Here is a 20,004-nt window from a genome sequence, read left to right as displayed (position 1 = left end):
CCCTCGCATCCGCCCGCCCTGCCCCCGGCCCTGCGCGGCACGGCCGCTGACGCCCTGCGCGCGACGCCGGGCGAAGGCGTACGCGGCACCCCGGGCGAGCAGGTGCGGCCGACGCCCGGCGGCCTGCCGCCAGACCTGCGTCGCTTCACGCCTTCGGACGTGTTCGAACGCGCCCCCGCCCCGCCGCGCGAGGCGCCGTGGGAGCGTCCGGCGGCGGCGGCCCGCGAAGCCCCCTGGGAACGCCTGGCCTCACGCCGGGAGGCCGATCCGCTGGCCGAGCCCTCGCGCCGGCTGGCCTCGCTGGGCCAGGCCGGCCGTAGCCTGCGCGACGCCGGCCGCGCCCTGACCGGTCCCGACGAGCGCCCTCGCCCCACGGCCGCCGCCAGCGACCCGCTCGACCGCCGCCTAGCCAAGGCCCGCGACATGGTCAGCCGAGGCCGCAAGGCCTACGCCGCCGCCGAACGCGCCCTCGATGGGGCCCGCGACGCCATCCCCAAGGACTGGGTCGAAAAGGCGCGCGAGAAGATCCCGGGCCTGGGCCGCGCCGACCCCTATGTCCGCGAGACGGCGCGCAAGCTGGCCGTCGGCGTCGGCACGGTGAGCGAATATGCCGACTACGCCGAGAAGGCCGACCGCATGCGCGAGATGGCCAGCGACGTGCGCGAGCTGAAGGAGGCCGACGAGGCCCGCGACGACGCCCGCCGCGACCGCGCCCTGGAAAAGCTGAAGGCCAAGCGCGCCGAAGGATCCCGCGACAGTTCCGAGGGAGGCGACTGATGACGACCGAAAGCCGCTTCGTCGGCAATTCGATCGAGGAGCTGCTGGTGGCCCTGGCCGAGGGCGTGCGCGAGGCCCAGCTGGCCCTGAACGCCGGCCCGCGCGTCGACGCCTCGGGCGCGCCGCTGGGCGGCTACCAGCTGCCGTTCCTCGACTTCTCGATCAAGGTCGACATGCAGACCAAGGCCGACGCCGGCGGCCGGCCAGTGGCCCTGCTGTTCACCGCCCGCGACCAGAGCTCCAGCAACCAGCAGGTCAGCAGCACGATCAGCGGCCGCCTCGTGGCCACCCCGCCCGGCGAGGGCCTGCCGACGCCGCGCATCGCCTTCGTCGTCGGCCAGAACATCGGCGGCAAGGCGACCCTGTCGATCACCGTCGCCAACAGCGCCGGCGAGGTGCTGGCCGACCAGCCCGTCGAGCTCAACATCGACGACGAGGCCGGCGCCACCCTGTCGGCCGCGCGCGGCGCGGCCAACTACAAGCGCCAGGCCGGCACGCGCCTCGACCAGGCCCTGCTGCGCACCGACGCCTCGGGCAAGGCCGCGACCACCCTGTCGATCGCCGCCAAGGAGCCGGCCCGCGCCGTCGTCGTGGTCGTCGCCTCGATCGGCGCGTTCAATGCGCGGGCCGTCGTCGGTCTGGAGGAAGTGGGATGAGCACGGCCTTCACCTGGAGCGCCAGGCTGACCGACGCCGACGGCAAGCCGGCCGTCGGGGCGAGCCTGGACGTCCAGCTGTTCGACCTGAAGACCAACGCCTGGGCCGCCGTCTCCAGCGCCAAGACCGACGCCGACGGTCTGGCCCGGGGAACCGGCGCGATCGCCGACGACACCCTGCCCTTCGCCCCCGCATTCCGGCTGGTCGAGGGGGCGGCGGCGATGTCGGTCAGCCCCGAGTTCGGCCGGGCCGCGCGCGGCGGCGGCCTGACCATCGACTTTGGCCAGGTGCGCCGCCTGGCGGTCGAGGAGAAGGTCGTGGCCCGCACCACGGTCGCCGCCCGGGTGCTGCGCGCCGGAACGGTGATCACGCCCGTCGGCGGCGTCATCGCCACCGACAGTCCCGCCGCCCGCGACGTCGCCGACCGCGACAAGCAGCTGGCCGACAAGGACGCCGAGATCGCCACCCTGCGCTCGGCCAAGGTCGATGTCGCCGCCGTCCGCGCCCAGGCGGCCGAGGAGACCACCAAGACCTTCACCGCCCGGCTCGTCCAGCGCGACCAGGACCTGGCCGATCGCGACCGCCAGCTGGCCGACCGCTCGCGCATCGTCACCGAGCAGCAGAGCGAGATCACCCGCCTGCGCGGCGTGGTCGCCACCCAGGAGACGGCGGCGACCCAGGCCGCCGCAGCCGCCGCAGCCGCGGCCCAGGCGGCCGCCGCGCGCCCCGCGACGCCAGGACGCCTGGGCGCCGACGCCACGGGGGCGGCCGCCGCCACGGCGCCGCTGAGACTGCGCAGCGTCGCCGTCACCGATCTGGCCACCACCATGGCCACCCAGCTGGACGACGCCCAGATCACCCTGAAGCCGCGCGGCTTCTCGCTGGGCGCCATCCAGGTCAACGCCAAGGTCCTGCTGCAGGACGCCGGCGCGGTGCAGCTGATCGACGCCGACACCGCCCGGGACCTCAAGCAGGACGTGCTCAGCGACGTCAAATTCCAGTTCATCCCCGAAAAACCGGCCGACGCGAGCGACGGCCCGCGCGCGCCCGACGTGCTGCAGCTGACCGAAAGCGCCGCCCGGCGGGTGCTGACCTCGGTCGGCCTGGTGCTGGAAGCCAGCGTCGGCCCCCACGCGCTCAATCCGGCCGTCGCCCCCGGCCAGGCCATGGTGCAGTCGCCCACGGCCGGCTCGGTCATCGCCCGCGGGGCGCGGGTGATGGTGATCTTCGCCGCCGCCGACGAACAGGGAGCCTGACATGGCCCAGGACGCCTCCGAACTGCTCAGCGAAAGCCTGGCGACGCCGCTCGGCGAAGTGATCGCCGCCGTCGGGCGCGGGGTGGCCGAGGCCCAGGCGGCGCTCGACCAGGGATCGCTCAACGCCAGCCTGGCCATCTACGAGGCCGACGGCGACGAGGGCCTGGAGATGCTGCGCTCGATCGGCTACCAGCCCACCTTCTACGTCCTGCCCGAGACCACCTGCGAGGTGCAGGTCTCGATGCGGATCGGCGGCACGGGCGGCGCCGACGGCAGCGCCGGAACGACCGGCCGCGGCGGCGCCATCGGCCAGGCCCGCACCTATGTCACCCCGGTCGATGCGGCCTTCCAGCAGCGCTACGGCTTCCAGGCCAGCGGCGCGGCCAAGCTGACCTTCAAGATCGTGCCGGTGCCGGCCCCGGCCGCCCTCGACGACGCCGCGCCGATGCCCGAGGTGCGGGGCCTGACCGGCGCCGACGCCGTCGCCTTGATGGCGACCCGGGGACTGGCCGCCGAGTTCGTCGACGCCAAGGGCCAGACGGTCAGCACCGCCGACGCCGCCAAGCTGACGGTCAAGACCCAGGACGCCCCGCCCCGCGCCCTGGTGCGCACCACCAATGCGGTGATCCTGGGCCTGGGCTGACACCCTTGATTGAAGCCAGCCTTGATTGAAGCCGGCGCGGCGGCCACCTTCGCGCCATGCTCAAGCTGACGCCCGTCCTGCAGATGAACCCCGGCCGCGCCTATGCCTGGGCGCCGGACTACGCCCCATACCAATGGGTGGATCTGACGGGACAGGTCACGGACGCCGACGTGGCCAACGCCGTGGCCGCTCTCGCCTGCTACGGCGACGAGCCCGAGGGCGAGACCCTGGAACACGTCCTGCGGTCGATGATGGCCAAGGAAAACAGGGTCGTGGCCGGCGGCCTGCGCGCCGAGCGCGACGGGGTGGTCATCGAACCCGGCTGCTGCTGCGGTCTGGAAAGCTGGCGGGAGTGGTTCGGCGTCAAGCCGGACGGAGACTCGCCCTGGCTGGGCCACGACCCCGACGCCTATGTCGAGTGCGCGACGGAGCGGGCGATCATCCACGCCGACGCCGCGCCGGACGCCGAGGCCATCGCCGTCGACTACGCCGAACTGTCGGCGGCCCGGATCGCCGCCGACGCGGCCTTCACCGGTTTCGTCCGCCGGCTTCAGGATTGGCTGGCCCGCCACGCGCCGGGCGCGGCGGGCTTCGCCGACTATTTCATCGAGCAGTTCGACGTCTCGCCGCCGCTCGACGACCGATAGGCCTCAGGGAACCTCGGCTTCCGTCAGCGGCGGCGCCTCGACGCCCTTGGCCAGCAGGCTCGTGCGCCGGCTGTAGAGCAGGTAGACGACCAGGCCGATGGCGTTCCAGCCGGCGAAGCGCAGCAGGGTGCCGACCGGCAGGCTGACCATGAAGTAGAGGCAGCCGACCACCGCCAGCGGCGCGACGATCCACACCGCCGGGCAGCGGAACAGGCGCGGCAGGTCCGGACGGGTCTTGCGCAGAACCATCACGCAGACGGCGACGCAGATGAAGGCCAGCAGGGTGCCGGCGTTCGACAGCTCGGCGATCTGGTCCAGCGGCAGGAAGCCGCCGACCAGGGCCACGACCACGCCGGTGATCAGGGTCAGGCGCACCGGCGCGTGGTTGGCGCTGAGCTTGCCCAGCGCCTTCGGCAGCAGGCCGTCGCGGGCCATGACGAAGAACACCCGGGTCTGGCCGTACATCATCACCAGGATGACGCTGGGCAGGGCCAGGATGGCGGCCACGGCGATGGCCACGGCGGCGACCGGGTGCTGCAGCGAGCGCAGGATGAAGGCCAGCGGCTCGCCCGACTTGGCGAACTCGGCATAGGGCCAGGCGCCGACGGCGCAGGCGGCGACGATCATATAGATCACCGTGCAGATCAGCATCGAGCCGATGATGCCGATGGTCAGGTCGCGCTTGGGGTTCTTGACCTCCTCGGCCGAGGTCGAGACCGCGTCGAAGCCGAAGAAGGCGAAGAACACGATGGCGGCGGCCGCCATCACCCCGCGCGGATGGCCGCCCTCGGTGTGGGAGACGAAGCCGTAGGGCATGAAGGGGTGGAAGTTGGCGGCCTTGATCGCGCCGATGGTCAGGACCACGAACACCGCCAGGGCGATGATCTTGATGATCACCAGCACGATGTTGACCGTGGCGCTCTCGCGCGCGCCCTTGGCCAGCAGGGCCGTCACCGCCACGGTGATCAGCACCGCCGGCAGGTTGATGATCCCGCCCGCGTGCGGTCCGGCCAGCAGTTCGGGCGGCAGCATGATGCCGACGCTTTTCAGCAGGCCGACCATGTAGCCCGACCAGCCGACGGCCACGGCCGCGCAGGTGACGGCGTATTCGAGCACCAGGCTCCAGCCGACGATCCAGGCCAGACCCTCGCCCAGCACCGAATAGGCGTAGGTGTAGGCGCTGCCCGCCGCCGGGATCAGGGTGGCGACCTCGGCATAGGCCAGGGCGGCGAACACGCAGAGCACGCCGCAGGCGGCGAAGGCCAGGATCACCGCCGGCCCGGCGCGCTCGGCCCCGATGCCGGTCAGGGTGTAGATCCCCGTGCCGATGATGGCGCCGATGCCCAGCGCCAGAAGGTGCGGCCAGCTGAGCGTGGGCTTGAGCCTATGGCCCGCGTCCACCGCCACGATCGCGTCGAGCGCCTTGCGGCGCGTCCAGAAGCTCATTCGATCCCCCTTGAAGGAACTCCGCGCCGCACTCCTCCCGGCGCCGCGGAGACATTGGCCAAATCAGAACTCGAAGCGTCTCCCGATCAGGCCTTCAGGCCGAACGGGTCGTCGATTGACGGCGAAGGCGGCGTGAACCAGGCCGCGCCGTCCTCTGTGACGTGAAAATGATCTTCCAGGCGCACGCCGAAGCGGCCCGGAACGACGATCATCGGCTCGTTGGAGAAGCACATGCCCGGCGCCAGCGGCGTGGAATCGCCGCGCACCAGATAGGGCCCCTCGTGGATCGACAGGCCGATGCCGTGGCCGGTGCGGTGCGGCAGACCCGGCAGGGCGTAGTCGGGACCCAGGCCATGGCGCTCCAGCACCTGGCGGGCGACGGTGTCGATCACCTCGCACGGCAGGCCGGGCTTCACGGCGTCGAAGGCCGCGGCCTGGGCCTCGTGCTCGATCTCCCAGATCCGCCGATGCTCCGCGCTCGGCTCGCCGCACACGTAGGTGCGGGTGATGTCGGCCTGGTAGCCCTCGACCTGGCAGCCGGTGTCGATCAGCACCAGATCGCCCTGCGCCAGTTCCTGGTCGCCGGGCAGGCCGTGCGGATAGGCCGTGGCCTCGCCGAACTGCACCGCGCAGAAGGTCGAGCCGGTCGTGCCGGCCGCGCGATGGGCCTCGTCGATGAAGCGCTTGACCTCGCTGGCCTTGACGCCCGGCGCCAGCACCGCGCCCGCGCGGCGGTGAACGTCGAGGGTGATGGCCTTGGCGTAGCGCATCAAAGCCAGCTCGGCCGGCGACTTCACGCCCCGGCAGCCGTCGACCACCGCCGTGGCGTCCTTGACCGACAACGACGGCGCGGCCGTTTTCAGCGACGAATAGAGCAGGAACGGCGCGGCCGGATCGAGCGCCAGGGTGTCGACGCCGACGTCGGCCAGTGAATGGGCGACCAGGGCGGCGGGGCTTTCGTGCTCCTGCCACAGGCGGATCTCGACCTCGATCTTCAGGTCGGCCTGCAGCGAGCCCAGTTCGAAACCCGGGCAGATCATAAGCGGCGCGCCGCTGACCGGCAGCAGCAGGGCCACCAGCCGCTCGGTCGCGCCCCACGGCACGCCGGTGAAATAGCGCAGCGACGCGCCGGCCCCGATCAGCAGGGCGTCGGCGCCCAGCGCGCGGGTCAGCCCCCTCGCCTTCTCCAGCCGGGCCTCGTACTCGGCCGCCGTGATCGCCGGCGGTCGGCCGGCGCGCGGCGAAAGGTCGGCCAGTTCGGCGGCCATGGTCGAAACGCCCACGCCCAGGGTCATGCGGTAGTCCTCGTCTTGCCGCGCCCGGAGGCGAAGCGATCTATGTCGAAAGCGGAGAGATCCGGCGCCTGGCCGGCAATCAGCCTAGCCACGATCTCGCCGGTGGTCGCCGCCAGGGTCAGGCCCAGGTGCTGGTGCCCGAAGGCATAATAGAGATTGTCGGCCCGCGTGCTGGCGCCGATGGCCGGCAGATAGTCCGGCAGGGTCGGCCGCGCGCCCGACCACTGGGCGACCTGCCCGTGCAACTTGATCCCCAGCGCGTCCAGGTGGCCGCGCAGGCGGTCCCACTTCATCGGATCGGGCGGCGAGCCCTCGCGGCAGAACTCGACGAAGCTGGCGGCCCGCAGGCGATCGCCGAAACGGGTCAGGATCAGCGAGCGGTCCTCGAACACCACCGGCGGCAGACCGACCCAGTCGCCCGCCCCGCCTTCCAGGTGATAGCCCCGCTCGGCGATGATCGGCGCGACATGGCCAAGGCTGCGCATCAGCGCGCCCGAACCGACGCCGCCGGTCACCAGGATCTGGCCGGCGGCGATGCGCTCGCCCCCCTCCAGCACGATCTGCGCGAACCGGCCGCTGGGCGCCAGACGCGAAACGCTGGCCGTCAGCCGCCGCCCGCCCGCCGCCTCGAAGGCTTCGCCGAGCAGCTTCAGAACCTGGCCGGGATCGCTGACCTGGGCCGAGCCCTCGAATCGCGCCCCGCCCGCCAGGGGCGTGGAGACCTGCCGGCCCACGCGCCGCAGGGTCGGTTCGTCGAGGGGAGCCAGTTTTGTCTGGCCGATGTCGGCCGCGCTCCAGGCGGCCATGCCCTTGCGGGCGGTCTCCTGGCTTTCCCAGACCACGACGTGGCCCTGCTCGATGACGAGATCGGGCCGCTCGACCGAGGCCGCCAGCCGCTTCCAGGCCGGCAGGGCGTCGGCCAGCAGGCCGCTCAGCGCGACCCGGCCGCGCGCCGCGCCGTCCGGCGTGCTCGCGCGGATATAGCGCGCCGCCCAAGGCATCCAGGCGGCGGCGTCGGCGAGTCGGAAATCCAGGGCCCCGCCCAGGGCGAACAGGCGCTTAGGAGCCGAGGCCAGGGCCGCCGGCGAGGCCAGCGGCTCGACCTGCTCCACCGCGATGTGACCGGCGTTTCCGTAAGAAGCCGGAGGCGGATCGCGCCGCGGATCGATCAGCAGCACATCCTCGCCCGCGCGCCGCAGAGCCAGCGCGCAGATCGTGCCCACGATCCCGCCTCCTATAACCGCCGTTCCTGCCGCCTTCATCGTCGGGCTTTACCCTCGCACTCAATATCGTATACGGTAGACAAATCAGCAGGAGGCGCAAGCACTATGAGTTCCATGCGTTGGTCGGGCGTGTTTCCCGCCGCTACCACTCAATTCAAGTCCGATCTCTCGATCGATTACGACGCCAGCCAACAGGTGCTGGATAACCTCGTCCGCGACGGCGTGCACGGCCTTGTCGTGCTGGGCACCTGCGGCGAGAACAACTCGCTGGAAGCCGACGAAAAGCGCAGCCTGCTCAAGGCCGCCGTCGAGGTCGTCGCCGGCCGCGTGCCGATCATCGTCGGCTGCTCGGAGCTGACCACGCCCCGCGCCGCCGCCTTCGCCAAGGACGCCGAGACCATCGGCGCCAACGCCCTGATGGCGCTGCCGGCCATGGTCTACGTGCCGACCGAAGCCGAGCTGGAAGCCCACTTCCGCACGGTCGCCCGGGCCTCTGGCCTGCCGATCATGCTCTACAACAACCCGCCGGCCTACCGCGCCGCCATCAGCCTGGGCGTGCTCGAGCGCCTGGCCGACGAGCCGACCGTCGTGGCGGTCAAGGAAAGCGCGCCCGACACCCGCCGCTTCACCGACCTGGCCCGCGCCTTCGGCGACCGCTTCATCCTGATGGCCGGCCTCGACGACGTCGCGCTGGAAGGCCTGCTGCTGGGCGCCAAGGGTTGGGTCTCGGGCCTGACCAGCGCCTTCCCGCAGGAATCGGTGGCCCTGGTCGCGGCCGTCGACGCCGGCGACCTGGACACCGCCCGCAGCATCTACCGCTGGTTCATGCCGCTGCTGCACCTCGACGCCGAGCACGACCTCGTCCAGTCGATCAAGCTGGCCGAGGAGATCATGGGTCGCGGTTCCGAGCGCGTGCGCATGCCCCGCTTGCCCCTGGCCGGCGCCCGCCGCGCCCAGGTCGTCGCCATGGTCGAGGAAGCCGCCGCCACCCGGCCGGTGCTTTCCAAGGCCGAAGCGGCCTGATCCGACTGCCCGTCATCCCGGCCGCATCCGCGCGCCGGGATGACAACCCCATTCGAAACCGATTGGATCGGCTCTTCTTGAGTCCCGAGGAAGTCCATGCGTCACACGTTCTTCTGCATCGACGGCCACACCGCCGGTAATCCCGTGCGTCTGGTCGCCGGGGGCGCGCCGCTGCTGAGCGGCGCCAGCATGAGCGAACGCCGCCAGGATTTCCTCGCCCGCTTCGACTGGATCCGCACCGGCCTGATGTTCGAGCCGCGCGGCCACGACATGATGTCGGGCGGCTTCCTCTATCCGCCCACCCTGCCCGACTGCGACGCGGGCATCCTGTTCATCGAGACCAGCGGCTGCCTGCCCATGTGCGGCCACGGCACGATCGGCATGGTCACCTTCGCGCTGGAGAACGGCCTCGTCACCCCGCGCGAGCCGGGCAAGCTGCGGCTGGAGGTTCCGGCCGGCGTCATCGACATCGCCTATGAGACGCAAGGCGACAAGGTCACCTCGGTGAAGATCCGCAACGTCGCCAGCTACCTGGCCGAGACCGGGATCGAGATCGAGGTTCCGAACTTCGGTCCGCTGACCATCGACGTCTCCTACGGCGGCAACTTCTACGCCATCGTCGAACCGCAAGGCGCCTACAAAGGCGTCGACGCCCTGGGCGCGGCCGAGATCCTGCGCCTGAGCCCGATCATCCGCACCCTGGTGCGCGAGAAGGTCGAGCCGGTGCATCCGCTCGATCCCACCATCCGCGGCGTCAGCCACGTGCTGTGGGCCGACGCCCCGGCCAGCGACGGCGCCGACGGCCGCAACGCGGTGTTCTACGGCGACCGCGCCATCGACCGCAGCCCCTGCGGCACCGGCACCTCGGCGCGCCTGGCCCACCTGCACGCCAAGGGCCGCCTGAAGGTCGGCGACGCCTTCGTGCACGAAAGCTACATCAAGAGCCGCTTCATCGGCCGGGTGGAGGCCGAGACCACCCTGGGCGACCGCCAGGCGATCATTCCCTCGGTTCAGGGCTCGGCGATCGCAACAGGGTTCAACACCATCTGGATCGATCGCGCCGACCCGTTCTGGGCAGGATTCCAGGTCATTTGAAATGACCCAGGTTTAATCCGAGCCGCCTGATAATCTGATATAGGGAGGCCCTCTCGGCGCGGGGGGCGCCGACCCAGGGGTTATAGTTCGCAGCTCATGAGCATCGTCGTCCGCACCCTGTCCGACCAGACGTACGAGATCGTACGTCGACGTATTCTCACCGGCGCCATGCCGCCGGGCGCGGCCGTGCGGCAGGACACCATCGCCGGCGAGCTCGGCGTCTCCAAGATCCCGCTGCGCGAGGCGCTCAGCCGCCTGGAGCAGGACGGCCTGCTCAACTCCTACCCCAACCGCGGCTACGTGGTGCGGCCGGCCTCCACGGAGGAGGCCAGCGAGGTCTTCGCCCTGCGCCTGAAGCTGGAGCCGGGCGCCACCGCCGAAGCCTCCCGCAAGGCCGGCCCAGAGGACCACGTCCGCGCCGAGGCCGCGCTGGCCGCGCTGGAAACCGAGCTGGGCAAGCCCGACGGCGACCACGTGGCCTTCAACCACGCCTTCCACATGTCGCTGGTCCGCCCCGGCGGCCACATCACCAGCCAGTTGGTCGAGCGGCTGCAGATCCTGTCGGAGCGCTATGTGCGCATCCACCTGGAGCCCTTCGGCCGCGACGAGCGCGCCAGCCGCGAGCACCGCCAGATCCTCGAAGCCTGGAAGGCCGGCGACGCCGCCACCGTCGAGGCTGTGGTCGCCGAGCACATCCAAGGCACGCTCGACGACCTGCGCCAGCAGCTGGCGGCCTAAGGCTCCCCGCCCCCTACGCCGCCCGCCGCGTGTAGAGGAACTCGATCACCGCCGCCCGGGCGTGGACGTAGGAGGCATCCTCCGCCACGGCCAGGCGGTCGCGCGGCCTGGCCAGATCCACCGGGCGCACCTCGCCGATCGTCGCGCGCGGGCCGTTGGTCATCATCACGATCCGATCCGACAGCAGCACCGCCTCGTCGACGTCGTGGGTGACCATCAGCACGGTGTTGTTCAGGGTCGCCTGGATCTCCATGACGCTGTCCTGCAGGTGCGCGCGGGTCAGGGCGTCCAGCGCCCCGAACGGCTCGTCCAGCAGCAGCACCTTGGGCTGCATGGCCAGGGCCCGGGCGATGCCGACCCGCTGCTTCATGCCGCCCGAGATCTCCGAGGGCCGCTTGTCCTTGGCGTGGGTCATCTTGACCAGCTCGAGATTGTGCAGCGTCCAGTCGCGGCGCTCGGCCGCCGACTTCTTGCCGCCGAACACCTTGTCGACCGCCAGCTGCACGTTCTCGCGCACCGACAGCCACGGCAGCAGCGAATGGTTCTGGAACACCACCGCCCGCTCGGGCCCCGGCGCGCTGACGGCCTCGCGGTCGAGGATCACCGCCCCGGTGGTGGCCGGCACGAGGCCCGCCACCACGTTCAGCAGGGTGGACTTGCCGCAGCCCGAGTGGCCGATGATCGAGACGAACTCGCCCTTGTCGACCTGCAGCTCGACGCCGCGCAGCACTTCGGAAGCGCCCGCGCCATGCCCGAAGGTGACGCAGAGGTTCTCGATGGAGAGATAGGCCTTGCCCATGATCTTTCCCCTTCTCAGCTCGCCGCGTTGCCGCGGGAGACGATGCGGCCCGCGAGGGCGACGATGCGGTCCAGGGCGAAGCCGGTCAGGCCCACCCACGCCAGGGCCACGACGATGTCGGAGATGCGCGAGGCGTTGTACTGGTCCCAGATGAAGAAGCCGACGCCGACGCCGCCCAGCAGCATTTCCGAGGCGACGATGGCCAGCCAGCTCATGCCCACCCCGATCCGCAGGCCCGTGAAGATGTAGGGCGTGGTCGCCGGCAGCAGGATCTTGAAGAAGTATTCGATCGGCGACAGCCGCAGCACCCGGGCGACGTTGCGATAGTCCTCGGGGATGTTCCTCACGCCCACGGCGGTGTTGATGATGATCGGCCAGATCGAGGTGACGAAGATCACGAACAGGGCCGACGGATTGGCCTCGTGGAAGGCCGCCAGCGAGATCGGCAGCCAGGCCAGGGGCGGCACCGTCCGCAGCACCTGGAAGATCGGGTCGAGACCCCGATGCGCCCAGCGATTGGCGCCGATCAGCACGCCCAGGCCGACGCCGACCACCGCCGAGATCGAGAAGCCGAAGGCCACCCGCTTGAGGCTGGTCAGCACGTGCCAGAACAGACCCTTGTCCACCCCGCCCCGGTCGTAGAACGGATCGACGATCAGCTCCTTCGACTCCAGCCAGATGCGCGAGGGCGACGGCAGGCCGTCATAGGAGTCGCCGCACACGCCCTGCCACACGGCCAGTATGACCAGCACGGTCAGGGCCGGCGGCAGGACGGCGGCCGCGACCGCTCCCGCCCGCCGCGCCAAGTCGGCCGCCCCTGGGACTCTTGGGGCGGCCGACCCGGCCTTCGCCGCCGACGCCGTTGCCGGCGGCGGGGACGCTCCTTGGGCCGTCACCGGGGCCGCGACAGGCGCGGCCTCGGCGAAGTCGGGCTTGGGATAGGTCATGAGCTTTCCTCCCCTCGGGCCTTTCTCAGGCGAGCTTCTTGATGGGCTGGCTGGCGAGGTACGCGCCCGGATTGGCCGGATCGAACACCTTGCCGTCGAAGAACCGCTCGGGGCCGCGGCTGTCGCCGGCGGGGCCGGTCTGGCCGATGCTCTTGGCCGCCGCGCGCCAGATGTCCGAGCGGTTGACCTTGTTGACCAGGGCCTGCTTGTTGGTGTTCTGCGGGATCACGCCCCAGCGGATGTTCTCGGTCACGAACCAAAGGTCGTGCGACTTGAACGGGAAGCTGGCGTTGTCGGCCCAGAACTTCATGACGTGCGGCGAGCCGCTGACCTTGCGGCCGTCGCCGTAGTCGATGGTCCCCTGCTGGCGGGGCAGGATGTCGCCCATCGGCACGTTGATGTACTGTCGGCCCGAGACGATCGAGCACATGGCCGCCTTGTTGGCCTGCTTGTCGCACCACATCTGGGCTTCCAGCACGGCGGCGGTCAGGGCCTGGGCGGCGCGCGGATACTTGTCCACCCAGTCGGCCCGCATCCCCAGCGCCTTCTCCGGATGGTTCATCCAGATCTCGCTGGTGGTCGTGGCGGTGTAGCCGATCTTCTGGTTGACCGTCTGGCCGTTCCACGGCTCGCCCACGCAGAAGGCGTCCTGGGTGCCGGCCTTGAGGTTGGCCACCATCTGCGGCGGCGGGATGACTATGGTCGAGACGTCGATGTCCGGATTGATGCCGGCCGCCGCCAGCCAGTAGCGGACCCACAGGTCGTGGGTGCCGCCCCGGAAGGTCATGGCGATCTTGGCGATGTTGCCGGCCGCCTTCAGCTGGGCGAACTTGGCCTTGGCGCCGCCCGCCTGCAGCCCGACCTTCACGGCCTTCAGGTCGTTACCGACCGAGATCGCCTGGCCGTTGGTGTTGAGGCGGGCCAGAACGTACATCGGCAGCGGCTTGCCGCCGGTCTGGACGCCCAGGCTGAACTGCAGCGGCATGGGCGACAGGATGTGCGCCCCGTCGATGCCGCCGCCGCCCGAGCCCAGCACCAGGTTGTCGCGGGTGGCGGCCCACGAGGCCTGCTTGACCACCTCGATGTCGGGCAGGCCGTGCTTGGCGAAGAAGCCGCGCTCCTTGGCGATGATCACCGGCGAGCTGTCGGTCAGGGCGATGAAGCCCAGGCGCGCCTTGGCGGTTTCCGGACCCGCGCCGGCGGCGTGAGCCCCGGCCGGGAACGCGGCCTTGACGGCGGCCATGGTGGCGGCGGCCCCGATCAGGGCGGTGCGCCGGGAAACACCCATGGAAGCGCCCTGCGAAAGGATCTTGTCGGTCTTGGTCATGATCGGCGTTCCGTCTCAGAGCTTGTATTCGAGGGTGAACCAGGCCTTGGTCCGCGAGGCTGGCGGCGCCAGGGTCCCAGCCGGCACGGTCGTTTCGCGCTGGAAGTCGGCGTACTTCAGCTGCACCGAGAGCTTGGGCGTGATCGCCGCGGTGACCTGCACGTTCCATTCGCTGCCGAGGTCGGCGCCGGTGCGCTGGTCGTTGAAGTCGTGGTAGCGGACCACGACGTCGCTGTTGAAGAACCAGGTCCGCTTGAAGCGCGGCTTGACGTTGAGGCTGAGGTTCAGGTCCTCCAGCCCGTCGGCGAAGCCCTTGTTGCCGCCCCCCGTGACGAAGGCGTCCGACCAGCCGTTGAAGGCGTGGGCGGTGGCCAGCGGCGTGGTGAAGCCCCGCGTTCCGTTGCCCTCCAGCGACTCGTAGGAGAGCTTGAGGGTGTAGATGTCGAACGTGCCAGCCACGTCGCCGCCGACATAGTCGAGGTCATAGGCGGCGGTGTTGCCGTGATAGTCGCTCTGGCGGGCGAAGGTGGCGTTGTAGGCCAGCTGGTAGAGCCCGACCCAGGTCTTGCCCGAGGCCTTGGCGCCCTTGGTGATCGACGAGTTGATCGCCGAATTGCCGAAGTCCAGTGCGTAGACGAAGCCTTGCAGGCGTAGCGCCTCGGCCGGCGACCAGGTGACGTTCAGCAGATGGCTGTCGCTGTCCCAGTCCTTCAGTTCGCCCAGCACCCGGTTGACGTGGTTGATGTAGGCGTAGGTCCCCTTCACGCGGCCCAGGGCGAAGTCGGCGCGCACGCCGTCGAAGGTCTGCTCGTCCTGGCGCCAGGCGACGGCGCCGACGAAGCGCTGGTCGTCGATCAGGATGCGCTGGCGGCCGGCGGTGACCTGCAAGGCCGCGCTCGGCGTCCAGGTCACCTGGGCGCGGTTCAGCTCGGTGACGTCGGGGTCGTTGACGATCGGATAGCGGGCCTTGTCGGCGCCGTTCAGCGGGGCGGTCGTCGCGCCCGGCACGTTGACGGCGTAGTGCTCCTCGCCGATCTGGCGGACGTCCTCGAACTCGATCAGGCCCTTGAGGCCGTGGAACTCGGCGGTCTCCCAGCCGAGACGCGTGCGGACGGTGAAGGCGGAGGCCTTGTCGGCCAGGTTGGCCTGGTCGACGCTTTCGTAGCGGGCGCGGACCTCCAGGATCACCTTGCCGGCCGCGACCTGGTCGCTGAACGTCGGCGGCGGCGCGGGCGGAGGCGGCGGTTCGGCCGGCTCCGGCGCGGGCTCCGCAACCGTTTCCGGCGCGGCTTCCGTGGCCGCCGGTTGCTCCGGCGTCGCCGCCGTTTGGGCGTAGGTTCCCGTCGCCCACAGCAGCGCCGCGAGCCCAGCGCCGAGCGTGAGCCCGGCCCTCTTCGTGTTCATGCCTCTTCCCCTCAGGCCAAAAAAAAACGCCCGGCGAGGGCGTGAGCCCCCTCCGGACGTCGTTGTCCAAAACAGTCGCCGACCCCGTCGTCGGCGTAGGTCCTTCAAGGACCCTCGCAGGACGTCGTTGCCCCGCGTGTCGTCATCAGGGACGCACCACGTCGGGACGCCGACAATCTGAAAACCGGCGTTATCGACCATTTCGCGGGTGCGGCGCCCGTTTCTGCGCAGCAGCACGGCGCCCAAAGCTTGGGCGGCGCCCGGAAAGCAGGCGCCACCCTCCCCTCACGGACGATGACCGGCGGGGACTCGCCTTCGCCAATCCCTGGCGACGCAAGGCTTTGAAGGCATCCGGTTACCGGAAGGGAGGCGTGGAGTCGGGCGGACGCTGGCGCGCTTGCGACCTAATTCGCCCGATCCCCCACGCGTCATCCCGGGCGGAGGGCCGCGCAGCGGACCGTAGACCCGGGACCCAGGGGACTGGGCGCAGTGGTCAGATCGACCATGAAGGCTGTCGCCGCTGCATTGCGGCGGCCCCTGGGTCCCGGCTCTCCGCGCTGCGCGCTACGGCCGGGATGACGAAAAATTGGAACGGGGGCGCCCTACTCCGTGATCAGCCCGTGCAGCACCCCGTCGAGCGTGACCTGCATCAGCTCTTCGTGCGGAGCCCAGTTGCGGCTCGGCTTGGTGATGACCAGCGAGACGATGCCGTGGCAGGCCGCCCACAGCACCTGGGCGGCGCTCTCGGCGGTGCCGGTCTTCAGCCGGCCGGCGGCGGCGATTTCGCGGATCGGGCCGCTGAACTCGTCGAAGCAGGCGTCGCCGAGGTCGGACACGGCCTGCTGCTTCTCCACCGAGATCGCCTCGCTCGAGCCGCAGAACACCAGCTGGTAGGTGTTGGGATTGTCGAGGGCGAAGCGCATGTAGGCGTCGAGCATGCGCCGCACCTTCTCCACGGCGTCCACCGGCTCGTGCGACAGGGCGACGTTGATGGCCAGCAGCTGCTCGATGGCCTCGCGGCCGATCTCCAGCAGAATCTGGTCCTTGTCGCGGAAGTGCATGTAGAGCGCGGTCGAGGACACGCCCACGGCGTCGGCGATCTTGCGGATCGTCGCCCCGGCGTAGCCCTCGGCGATGAAGATCTTCTCGGCGGCGGCCAGGATCTCGCCCCGGCGCATGTGCCCGTCGCCCTTCGGCTTGCGGGCGGACCTGGTCGGCTTCTTCAACGCAACGGTCACGATACGGTACTTCCTCCCTCTTCCCCGATCTGACAGTAAACGGGAATCACCCAGGGCCGACAAGCGCGCCGCAGCTTTTGCGTAGAACGCGTATTTTTCTGTTTGACACTTTATGGTTGAGTTAATCGAGTCGCTCCCACCGATCAGGCCTGGTTGTGGGGGAACGACATGGCGCGCGAAGACCGGCGGCTGCACGTCGAGGAGCAGGATCATCACGTCCTGGCCGATCCGCCGCTCGTCGCGCCCCTGCCGCTCACCGACGGGGCGCATCGCCGGCTGAGCCCCGGCCAGGGCGTCGTGCTGATCCTGATCGCCGTCGCCCTGGCCGCGAGCGCGGCGCTGGCGCCGAAGATCACGCTGGCCGCGCTCGGCTGGACGGGCCTGGCGCTCTTCGCCCTGCTGGCCTCGCTGCGGCTCGTGGCGGCCTGCACGCCGCCACGGCGGATCCCGGTCCCGCCCCTGCCCGACGCCGACCTGCCCGCCTATACGGTGATCGCCCCGCTCTACAAGGAAGCCTCGGTCGCCGCCGAACTGGCGGCGGGCCTCGACCGCCTGGACTATCCGCGCGACCGCCTCCAGGCCCTGATCATGCTGGAGGCCGACGACGTCGAGACCATCGCCGCCTTCCACGCCCTGGACCTGCCGGCCTTCATCCAGGTGCTGATCGTTCCGCCCGGCGCGCCCAAGACCAAGCCCCGCGCCTGCAACCACGCCCTGGGCCGCGCCCGCGGCGAACTGCTGGTGATCTACGACGCCGAGGACGCCCCCGATCCTGGCCAGCTGCGCGAAGCCGCCGCCCGCTTCGCCGCCGGTCCCTCCGACCTCGCCTGCCTGCAAGCGCCGCTGCGCATCGAGATCCCGGCCATCTCCGGCTTCCTGCCCCGCCAGTTCCAGCAGGAATACGCCGCCCATTTCGAGGTGCTGCTGCCGGCCCTGGCCCGCTGGCGACTGGCCTTCCCGCTGGGCGGCACCAGCAACCACTTCCGCGTCGAGGCCCTGCACGCCGTCGGCGGCTGGGACGCCTTCAACGTGACGGAGGACGCAGATGTCGGCTTCCGCCTCGCCGCCGCCGGCTATGGCCTGGACGTCATCGCCCCGCCGACGCTGGAAACCGCCCCGACCAGCTGGAAGGCCTGGCGGCCGCAGCGGGCCCGCTGGATCAAGGGACACCTCCAGACCCTGGCGGTTCATCTGCGCGGTCCCGCCGTTCGCCGGCCGCGCGTGGCCCTGGCGCTCTTCCTCACGCTGGTCCTGTCGCTGGCCTCGACGCACCTGCACGCGCCGATCTTCGCCGGCGTGATCCTGATGCTCGCGCTCGACCTGCTGCCCGACGGCCAGGCCGCGATCGACGGCGCGGGCCTGGTGCTCTTCTTCTATGCGTGGGGCGCTTCGGCCATCGCCGCGGTCGTCGGCCGCCGGCGCGCGGGCGGCCGGGCCAAGTGGCTCGACCTGCTGGGCCTGCCCCTGATCTGGCTGGCCCAGGGCTGGGCCGGCTGCCACGCGCTGGTCCAGTTCGTCCTGCGTCCGCACCACTGGGACAAGACCCCGCATGCGCCTCGGGCTGGACGACGCTTGGGCTGAGCGCGTATGGCGTGGCCATGCATCCGACCATCGCCGCCTCTCCCATCGTCATGCGCACCGCCGGCTGGGCCGACTACGCCCTGCTCGACAGCGGGCGCGGCAAGAAGCTGGAGCGCTACGGCCGCTACACCGTCGTCCGCCCCGAGCCGCAGTGCTTCTGGGAGCCGCGCCTGCCCGCCCAGGCCTGGGACGAGGCCGACGCCGTGTTCGATCCGTCCGACGAGGACGAGGCCGGCCGCTGGCGCTTCCACGGCAAGCCGATCGAGAAGTTCGACCTCGCCTGGGGCGAGGCGAAGTTCCACGGCCAGTTCACGCCGTTCCGCCACCTGGCCTTCTTCCCCGAGCAGGCCGCCAACTGGGCCTGGCAGGACGAGCGCGTGCGCGCCTTCGTCAAGGCCCGCGGCCGCCAGCCCCGGATCCTCAACCTGTTCGGCTACACCGGCGTGGCCAGCCTGGTCTGCGCCGCCGCCGGCGCCCACGTCACCCACGTCGACGCCTCCAAGAAGTCGGTCGGCTTCGCGCGCGAGAACGCCGCCTTCGCCGGCCTCGCCGAAAAGCCGATCCGCTGGATCGTCGAGGACGCCCGCCGCTTCGTCGCCCGCGAGGTCCGTCGCGGCAACGTCTATGACGGCATCATCCTGGATCCGCCGAAGTTCGGCCGCGGCCCCGACGGCGAGGTCTGGCGCCTGTTCGAGGACCTGCCGGCCCTGACCGCCGACTGCGCCCAGCTGCTGGCGGAAGACGCCGATTTCCTGCTGATGAACGCTTACGCAGCGAGGGTCTCGGGCGCGGCCATGTCGGGCCTGCTGGCCCAGGCGCTGGAAGGCCGGGCCGGCGTCATCGACTGGGGCGAGCTGTCCCTCGTGGAAGACAAGGGCGACCGCCAGATCGGCCTGTCCTTCTTCGCCCGCTGGTCGTCGGAGGCCTGAGCGACATGAGCAACGTCAAGACCGTCACCTCCCTGACCAACGCCACGGTCAAGGCCGTCCGCGCCCTGCACATGCGCAAGGAGCGCGAGGACAGCGACCTGTTCCTGGCCGAGGGCCTGAAGATCGTCATCGAGGCCATCGACTGCGGCCACGCACCGAAGATCCTGATGTACGGCCCCGACGCCGCCGATCACCCGATGCTGCAGAAGGCCGCCAAGGCCTGCGCCGCCGCCGGCGGCGAAGTCATCGAGGTCAACCGCGAGATCCTCGAGAAGGTCTCGCGTCGCGACAACCCGCAAGCGGTCGTCGGCGTGTTCCGCCAAGTCTACACGCCGCTGTCGGCCATCGTGCCGCAGAGCGCCGACTGCTGGGTGGCCCTGCAGGCCGTCCGCGATCCGGGCAATCTGGGCACCATCATCCGCACGGCCGACGCGGCCGGCGCCGGCGGCGTCATCCTGGTCGGCGACTGCGTCGATCCCTATTCCGTCGAAGGCGTGCGGGCGACCATGGGTTCGGTCTTCGCCGTCAAGATCGCCAAGGCCAGCGTGCAGGAGTTCCTGGCCTGGCGCGAGGATTGGCCCGGCAGCGTGGTCGGCACCCTGCTGACCGCCACCGTCGACCACAAAAGCGCCGACTACGTAAAGCCGTCGCTGATCCTGATGGGCAACGAGCAGCAGGGCCTGCCGCCCGAACTGGCCGCCGCCTGCGACGTCAACGTCAAGATCCCCATGCGCGGCCGCGCCGACAGCCTGAACCTGTCGGTCGCCACCGGGATCATGATCTATACGGTGACGGGCTGACGCCCTGCTTCCCTCTCCCCCTGCGGGAGAGGGTGGCCCGCGAAGCGGGTCGGGTGAGGGGTCGATGACCGGCGCCGCAGCAAAGTCGGCGCGCCCGGACACGGCCCCAGACGTTTGAGAGACCCCTCATCCGTCGGCTATCGCCGACACCTTCTCCCGCAAGGGGAGAAGGACAACTGT

At 70.7% G+C, this 20,004-nt stretch carries 19 protein-coding genes; 11 read left to right on the top strand and 8 right to left on the bottom strand.

Translation table 11 applies throughout. From position 1 onward, the window contains the following. From AC1RRS_RS23390 to AC1RRS_RS23370, 5 genes are all read left to right on the top strand, one after another. Positions 1 to 777: hypothetical protein (locus AC1RRS_RS23390; protein ID WP_492857273.1), on the top strand; the 777-nt coding region annotated here is incomplete at its 5' end. Continuing rightward, a complete protein-coding gene (locus AC1RRS_RS23385) occupies positions 777 to 1,433 on the top strand; it encodes a hypothetical protein (RefSeq protein WP_487290790.1) in 657 nt (218 codons plus the stop codon). The genes AC1RRS_RS23390 and AC1RRS_RS23385, both read left to right, overlap by 1 nt. After that, on the top strand, positions 1,430 to 2,689 hold the full coding sequence (locus tag AC1RRS_RS23380; protein WP_492857272.1) for a hypothetical protein: 1,260 nt from the start codon (positions 1,430 to 1,432) through the stop codon (positions 2,687 to 2,689). Before AC1RRS_RS23385 ends, AC1RRS_RS23380 begins: the two co-directional genes overlap by 4 nt. 1 nt (position 2,690) lies before the next feature. Further along, positions 2,691 to 3,332 (top strand): hypothetical protein, encoded by a 642-nt coding sequence (locus AC1RRS_RS23375; RefSeq protein WP_492857271.1) that lies wholly within the window; start codon positions 2,691 to 2,693, stop codon positions 3,330 to 3,332. 56 nt (positions 3,333 to 3,388) lie between these two features. Further along, positions 3,389 to 3,979, top strand: a complete 591-nt coding sequence (locus AC1RRS_RS23370) for a hypothetical protein (protein WP_492857270.1) — start codon at positions 3,389 to 3,391, stop codon at positions 3,977 to 3,979. A 3-nt stretch (positions 3,980 to 3,982) separates the two neighbouring features. Here AC1RRS_RS23370 and AC1RRS_RS23365 read toward each other — a convergent pair whose 3' ends face one another. The 3 genes from AC1RRS_RS23365 to AC1RRS_RS23355 all read right to left on the bottom strand — a co-directional run bounded on the left by AC1RRS_RS23365 (position 3,983) and on the right by AC1RRS_RS23355 (position 7,982). Beyond that, on the bottom strand, positions 3,983 to 5,425 hold the full coding sequence (locus tag AC1RRS_RS23365) for an amino acid permease (RefSeq protein ID WP_487290786.1): 1,443 nt from the start codon (positions 5,423 to 5,425) through the stop codon (positions 3,983 to 3,985). 86 nt (positions 5,426 to 5,511) lie between these two features. Continuing rightward, positions 5,512 to 6,720, bottom strand: a complete 1,209-nt coding sequence (locus tag AC1RRS_RS23360; protein WP_492857269.1) for a M24 family metallopeptidase — start codon at positions 6,718 to 6,720, stop codon at positions 5,512 to 5,514. Continuing rightward, the gene (locus AC1RRS_RS23355) at positions 6,717 to 7,982 is read right to left on the bottom strand and encodes an NAD(P)/FAD-dependent oxidoreductase (protein ID WP_492857268.1); all 1,266 of its coding nucleotides are present in this window, start codon (positions 7,980 to 7,982) and stop codon (positions 6,717 to 6,719) included. The genes AC1RRS_RS23360 and AC1RRS_RS23355 overlap by 4 nt, the downstream gene beginning before the upstream one ends. 66 nt (positions 7,983 to 8,048) lie before the next feature. Here AC1RRS_RS23355 and AC1RRS_RS23350 point away from each other — a divergent pair, with 66 nt between their 5' ends. The 3 genes from AC1RRS_RS23350 (at position 8,049) to AC1RRS_RS23340 (ending at position 10,799) form a co-directional block, all read left to right on the top strand. Further along, entirely contained in the window at positions 8,049 to 8,966 is a 918-nt protein-coding gene (locus AC1RRS_RS23350; protein ID WP_487290783.1) for a dihydrodipicolinate synthase family protein, read from the top strand. 96 nt (positions 8,967 to 9,062) lie between these two features. Beyond that, complete coding sequence (locus AC1RRS_RS23345; RefSeq protein WP_492857267.1) at positions 9,063 to 10,061, top strand: 4-hydroxyproline epimerase; 999 nt, start codon at positions 9,063 to 9,065, stop codon at positions 10,059 to 10,061. Positions 10,062 to 10,157: 96 nt separating this feature from the next. After that, positions 10,158 to 10,799, top strand: a complete 642-nt coding sequence (locus AC1RRS_RS23340; RefSeq protein WP_110119035.1) for a GntR family transcriptional regulator — start codon at positions 10,158 to 10,160, stop codon at positions 10,797 to 10,799. 13 nt (positions 10,800 to 10,812) lie between these two features. Here AC1RRS_RS23340 and AC1RRS_RS23335 read toward each other — a convergent pair whose 3' ends face one another. From AC1RRS_RS23335 to AC1RRS_RS23315, 5 genes are all read right to left on the bottom strand, one after another. Then, positions 10,813 to 11,598 (bottom strand): ABC transporter ATP-binding protein, encoded by a 786-nt coding sequence (locus AC1RRS_RS23335; RefSeq protein WP_110119034.1) that lies wholly within the window; start codon positions 11,596 to 11,598, stop codon positions 10,813 to 10,815. A 14-nt stretch (positions 11,599 to 11,612) separates the two neighbouring features. After that, positions 11,613 to 12,545, bottom strand: a complete 933-nt coding sequence (ntrB, locus tag AC1RRS_RS23330) for a nitrate ABC transporter permease (RefSeq protein ID WP_487290780.1) — start codon at positions 12,543 to 12,545, stop codon at positions 11,613 to 11,615. Between the two features lie 25 nt (positions 12,546 to 12,570). Next, positions 12,571 to 13,872 (bottom strand): CmpA/NrtA family ABC transporter substrate-binding protein, encoded by a 1,302-nt coding sequence (locus AC1RRS_RS23325; RefSeq protein WP_492857266.1) that lies wholly within the window; start codon positions 13,870 to 13,872, stop codon positions 12,571 to 12,573. A 15-nt stretch (positions 13,873 to 13,887) separates the two neighbouring features. Beyond that, on the bottom strand, positions 13,888 to 15,276 hold the full coding sequence (locus AC1RRS_RS23320) for an alginate export family protein (protein WP_487290778.1): 1,389 nt from the start codon (positions 15,274 to 15,276) through the stop codon (positions 13,888 to 13,890). 602 nt (positions 15,277 to 15,878) lie between these two features. Continuing rightward, positions 15,879 to 16,514 (bottom strand): TetR/AcrR family transcriptional regulator, encoded by a 636-nt coding sequence (locus AC1RRS_RS23315; protein ID WP_487290777.1) that lies wholly within the window; start codon positions 16,512 to 16,514, stop codon positions 15,879 to 15,881. Between the two features lie 168 nt (positions 16,515 to 16,682). On the opposite strand from AC1RRS_RS23315, the gene AC1RRS_RS23310 reads away from it, so the two are divergent. From AC1RRS_RS23310 to AC1RRS_RS23300, 3 genes are read left to right on the top strand one after another with little or no spacing between them, the layout of a single operon-like run. Beyond that, on the top strand, positions 16,683 to 18,095 hold the full coding sequence (locus tag AC1RRS_RS23310) for a glycosyltransferase (protein ID WP_492857265.1): 1,413 nt from the start codon (positions 16,683 to 16,685) through the stop codon (positions 18,093 to 18,095). 17 nt (positions 18,096 to 18,112) lie between these two features. Further along, a complete protein-coding gene (locus AC1RRS_RS23305; protein ID WP_110119028.1) occupies positions 18,113 to 19,024 on the top strand; it encodes an RsmD family RNA methyltransferase in 912 nt (303 codons plus the stop codon). Positions 19,025 to 19,029: 5 nt separating this feature from the next. Then, positions 19,030 to 19,824: a TrmH family RNA methyltransferase gene (locus tag AC1RRS_RS23300; protein WP_492857264.1), complete on the top strand. Its 795-nt coding sequence runs from the start codon at positions 19,030 to 19,032 to the stop codon at positions 19,822 to 19,824. Positions 19,825 to 20,004: the final 180 nt, after the last annotated feature.

The sequence above is a fragment of the Caulobacter sp. GW821-FHT12A07 genome (genome assembly GCF_058807655.1).
This window is presented reverse-complemented; position numbering and strand designations above follow the sequence as displayed.

What these genes read in the sequence shown, in the direction of transcription:
- AC1RRS_RS23385 (WP_487290790.1), top strand. Translation starts at nt 777, where the DNA reads ATGACGACCGAAAGCCGCTTCGTCGGCAATTCGATCGAGGAGCTGCTG.
- AC1RRS_RS23380 (WP_492857272.1), top strand. Translation starts at nt 1,430, where the DNA reads ATGAGCACGGCCTTCACCTGGAGCGCCAGGCTGACCGACGCCGACGGC.
- AC1RRS_RS23375 (WP_492857271.1), top strand. Translation starts at nt 2,691, where the DNA reads ATGGCCCAGGACGCCTCCGAACTGCTCAGCGAAAGCCTGGCGACGCCG.
- AC1RRS_RS23370 (WP_492857270.1), top strand. Translation starts at nt 3,389, where the DNA reads ATGCTCAAGCTGACGCCCGTCCTGCAGATGAACCCCGGCCGCGCCTAT.
- AC1RRS_RS23365 (WP_487290786.1), bottom strand. Translation starts at nt 5,425, where the DNA reads ATGAGCTTCTGGACGCGCCGCAAGGCGCTCGACGCGATCGTGGCGGTG.
- AC1RRS_RS23360 (WP_492857269.1), bottom strand. Translation starts at nt 6,720, where the DNA reads ATGACCCTGGGCGTGGGCGTTTCGACCATGGCCGCCGAACTGGCCGAC.
- AC1RRS_RS23355 (WP_492857268.1), bottom strand. Translation starts at nt 7,982, where the DNA reads ATGAAGGCGGCAGGAACGGCGGTTATAGGAGGCGGGATCGTGGGCACG.
- AC1RRS_RS23350 (WP_487290783.1), top strand. Translation starts at nt 8,049, where the DNA reads ATGAGTTCCATGCGTTGGTCGGGCGTGTTTCCCGCCGCTACCACTCAA.
- AC1RRS_RS23345 (WP_492857267.1), top strand. Translation starts at nt 9,063, where the DNA reads ATGCGTCACACGTTCTTCTGCATCGACGGCCACACCGCCGGTAATCCC.
- AC1RRS_RS23340 (WP_110119035.1), top strand. Translation starts at nt 10,158, where the DNA reads ATGAGCATCGTCGTCCGCACCCTGTCCGACCAGACGTACGAGATCGTA.
- AC1RRS_RS23335 (WP_110119034.1), bottom strand. Translation starts at nt 11,598, where the DNA reads ATGGGCAAGGCCTATCTCTCCATCGAGAACCTCTGCGTCACCTTCGGG.
- ntrB (WP_487290780.1), bottom strand. Translation starts at nt 12,545, where the DNA reads ATGACCTATCCCAAGCCCGACTTCGCCGAGGCCGCGCCTGTCGCGGCC.
- AC1RRS_RS23325 (WP_492857266.1), bottom strand. Translation starts at nt 13,872, where the DNA reads ATGACCAAGACCGACAAGATCCTTTCGCAGGGCGCTTCCATGGGTGTT.
- AC1RRS_RS23320 (WP_487290778.1), bottom strand. Translation starts at nt 15,276, where the DNA reads ATGAACACGAAGAGGGCCGGGCTCACGCTCGGCGCTGGGCTCGCGGCG.
- AC1RRS_RS23310 (WP_492857265.1), top strand. Translation starts at nt 16,683, where the DNA reads ATGGCGCGCGAAGACCGGCGGCTGCACGTCGAGGAGCAGGATCATCAC.
- AC1RRS_RS23305 (WP_110119028.1), top strand. Translation starts at nt 18,113, where the DNA reads ATGCATCCGACCATCGCCGCCTCTCCCATCGTCATGCGCACCGCCGGC.
- AC1RRS_RS23300 (WP_492857264.1), top strand. Translation starts at nt 19,030, where the DNA reads ATGAGCAACGTCAAGACCGTCACCTCCCTGACCAACGCCACGGTCAAG.